3 protein-coding genes are annotated in these 2,933 nt (G+C 70.9%); 1 reads left to right on the top strand and 2 read right to left on the bottom strand.

Going from position 1 to position 2,933, the window contains the following annotated elements:
• Positions 1–130: 130 nt before the first annotated feature.
• Positions 131–943 (bottom strand): trypsin-like serine protease, encoded by an 813-nt coding sequence (locus AB8Z75_RS33215; protein ID WP_369208586.1) that lies wholly within the window; start codon positions 941–943, stop codon positions 131–133.
• Between the two features lie 383 nt (positions 944–1,326).
• Between AB8Z75_RS33215 and AB8Z75_RS33210 the strand changes: the two genes are divergently transcribed.
• Entirely contained in the window at positions 1,327–1,737 is a 411-nt protein-coding gene (locus AB8Z75_RS33210) for a hypothetical protein (protein WP_369208584.1), read from the top strand.
• 169 nt (positions 1,738–1,906) lie between these two features.
• Here AB8Z75_RS33210 and AB8Z75_RS33205 read toward each other — a convergent pair.
• On the bottom strand, positions 1,907–2,933 hold a 1,027-nt coding region (locus AB8Z75_RS33205; RefSeq protein WP_369208582.1), incomplete at its 5' end, for an RNA polymerase sigma factor.

The raw sequence follows: 2,933 nt of genomic DNA, 5'->3' as shown, positions 1-2,933 counted from the left end.
CGGGCGAAGGTCCGGGCGGCGGGCGAGGGCCGGGGCGGGGCGAAGGCCCCGGGTATGGCGCGGAACCGGCCGTGGGGGGGGGGGGGGGGCGTCTTCACCAGCGGGCCACGGACGGGGTGTACGGAACCGGTCAGCCGCCCAACTGCCCGGCGGCGGCCTCGATGTCAGCGGCGAACGTGCTGACCTCCGTGTACACGCCGGGCTTGCCGGGCCTCGCGCAGCCGTCGCCCCAGCTGACGATGCCCACCTGGATCCACTCGCCGGCGTCGTCCTTGCGGAACATCGGGCCGCCGGAGTCGCCCTGGCAGGTGTCGACACCGCCGGTGTCGAGCTTGCCCGCGCACAGCTCCTCGCCCTCGACCAGGTCGGGGTAGGCGCTCTTGCAGGTGGCGTCGTCCACGAAGGGGACCTGCGCCTTGAGCAGGTAGCGCTGCTGGTCGCCGCCTTCCTGGTCGGCGCCCCAGCCCGCGATGGTGAAGTCGCCCTTGTTGTAGCTGTCGTCCTTGGCTATGGGGAGGGTGGGCTGGTCGAGGGCCTTGTCGAGTTTGATGAGCGCCCAGTCCTTGCCCTGCCCGTCGTAGCCGGGGGCCTGGAGGACCTCGGTGGACTTGGCGGTGACGGCCGCCGGGTCCTCGAGGTCGACGACGCCGCCCGTGGCGGTGATGCTGGTGTCGGGGCCGCTGCCGTCCACGCAGTGGGCGGCGGTCAGCACGATGTCCTTCTCCAGCAGTGCGCCGCCGCAGCCCATGGACAGCCGCACCATGAAGGGGAATTCGCCCTGCTCGGCGGGGGTGCCGCCGACGACGGTCGCGCCGGGTTCGCCGTTCCCGGCCGGGGTGCCCGAGGGCAGTGCGGAGGCGGCGGCGGGGCTGAGGCTGAAGGCGGCCAGCGCGACGGTACCGACGGCGGTGAGTCTCTTCAGGCGCTTCGTGGGGTTCTTCAACGTGCTTCCTCTCGTGGGGGGTTACTCGCCTACCCGACGCCCGGGTGACGGGCGCATGCCAAGCGAATGCCGTGATTATGGAGAGGAATCGAACACGCTGACAAGGGCGCCGCCTCAGTCCCGGTAAGCCCGCGCTGGGGGCTGCTCGCCGCCCACCGGGACGCGACGACACCCGGTCCCTCACGGCAGCAACGCGGCTCGTGGAGGGGGGGGTCCGCTGACGCGGCAGCTCGTTGAACCCGCGAGGTGGGCGCGGCCGGATGACGAGGACTGCTTCCCAGGGGCCCGGGGAATGGCCGGTTCCTCCCTGTGGTCCCCCTCGCGCTGCCCCTAACCTCTGCGTCGTTGAACAGCGAACAACGAGACACAACTCAGGGGGACCAGTGAGGACGAGGAACTGGGGCAGAAAGGCAGCGCTCTTCGGGGTCGCGACCGCGAGCGCGCTGGGCTTGGCCGTGTCGACGGCTCCGCAAGCCGCGGCGGCGGGCAACGACGCATGCACCACTTACGGCTGCTACACGGGCGATGGCTGGGGTTCCGGCTTCGGCCGGTGGCAGGCCAACGGCGACAAGATGTGGGTCTGCGACCGGGCCGCCGATGGCTGGTCCGTCGTGGTGGTCTCTGGCGGCAAAGCGAACAAGTGGCACACCGGTGGCGCCGGAGGGTGCACTGTGCGTTCGTACGGAGACCTCATAGACGGCTGGGACATCGGCTATCGAGCCTGCCTGGGGGATGCCAGCGAAGGTTCCATCATCGCCAACTCCTGTGGGCGCATCGTGCACGCCACGATCTGAATTCCCCCGGATTACCGGCACTGTAGCGCACAGGTCGAATCCCGGGCCGAGGCCGTACACAGGGCGTTGGCCTGGGATTTCCCCGTAGCGAGTTGCGGCAGCGCTCATCAGGCGGGCCCTACTCGATGGGCACCTTGAGGGGGGGGTCGTTGACAAGGGATACCCCCGGTCAGTCCAGGTAACCCCGCAACTGGTCGGCGAAGGCGTGCTCCCGCAGCTTGGTGAGGGTCTTCGACTCGATCTGCCGGATGCGCTCCCGCGTGACGCCGAAGAGGTTGCCGATCTCCTCCAGCGTGCGCGGCCGGCCGTCGATCAGCCCGTACCGCAGCTGGACGACCCGGCGTTCGCGCTCACCGAGAGTGGAGAGCACGGCCTCCAGATGCTCACGCAGCAGCAGGAAGGCGGCCGACTCGACAGGGGAGGCCGCGTCACCGTCCTCGATCAGGTCGCCGAGGTTGACGTCGTCCTCCTCCCCTACGGGCGCGTGCAGGGAGACCGGCTCCTGAGCGAGCCGCAGCACCTCGCTCACCCGCTCCTCCGTGAGCCCGAGCTGGGCGGCGACCTCCTCGGACGCCGGCTCGTAACCACGCTCCTGGAGCATCCGGCGCTGCACCCGCACCACCCGGTTGATCAGCTCGACGACGTGCACCGGGACGCGGATCGTGCGGGCCTGGTCGGCCAGGGCGCGGGACATGGCCTGGCGGATCCACCAGGTCGCGTACGTCGAGAACTTGTAGCCGCGCGCGTAGTCGAACTTCTCCACCGCGCGGATCAGACCGAGGTTGCCCTCCTGCACGAGGTCGAGCATGGTCAGCCCCCGCCCGACGTAGCGCTTGGCGACGGAGACGACCAGCCGCAGGTTCGCCTCTATCAGGCGGCGCTTGGCCACCCTGCCGAGCACCACCAGACGGTCGAGGTCGAGGGCGAGCGCGCCCTCCAGTTCGGGAGTGTTGCCGAGCTTCTCCTCCGCGAACAGTCCCGCCTCCACCCGGCGGGCCAGCTCCACCTCCTCGGCCGCCGTCAGCAGGGGTATGCGGCCTATCTCGCGCAGGTACTGGCGGAACAGGTCCGCCGAGGGCCCTGTGGACGCCGCCTCCCGGCGCGCGGCCGGACCGGCCGCCGGCTCAGGACCGGCCGCCGGTGTGGCCTCTGGACCGGCCGCCGGTGCGGCGTCCTGGGCGGGGAGGGGCTCGGGC

This window comes from Streptomyces sp. PU-14G (assembly GCF_041028275.1).
GTDB lineage: Bacteria > Actinomycetota > Actinomycetes > Streptomycetales > Streptomycetaceae > Streptomyces.
The sequence above is the reverse complement of the archived record's forward strand: the minus strand, read 5'-3'. Positions and strand labels throughout refer to the sequence as shown.